Origin of the sequence: Limimaricola sp. G21655-S1 (genome assembly GCF_027213785.1) — a bacterium.
Taxonomy (GTDB): Bacteria; Pseudomonadota; Alphaproteobacteria; order Rhodobacterales; family Rhodobacteraceae; genus Limimaricola.
Genome location: NZ_JAPWGO010000286.1, coordinates 1 through 263 on the forward strand (window position 1 = coordinate 1; position 263 = coordinate 263).

At 64.3% G+C, this 263-nt stretch carries 1 protein-coding gene; it reads right to left on the reverse strand.

Annotation, left to right across the window (positions count from 1 at the left end; genetic code table 11):
• On the reverse strand, positions 1-263 hold a 263-nt coding region (locus O4G76_RS20800; RefSeq protein ID WP_269399014.1), incomplete at both ends, for a hypothetical protein.

A 263-nucleotide genomic window follows, 5' to 3' on the forward strand; every position in this document is an offset into this window, starting at 1 on the left:
GGTCTCACCGTTGACGTCCTCGTCCACCAGCGCGTCGATCAGATCGCGCGCCTTGGGACCGGCCACCGAGAACTGCGCCCATTGATCGGTGACGGACGTGAACCGCACATCAAGATCCGGGCGCACCACCTGCGTGAGGTATTCCAGATGCGCCATCACCTGCCCCGCCGCCGCGGTGGTGGTGGTCATCACATAGTGGTTTTCCCCCAGCCGCGCGGTGGTGCCGTCATCCATGACAAAGCCGTCTTCGCGCAGCATCAGAC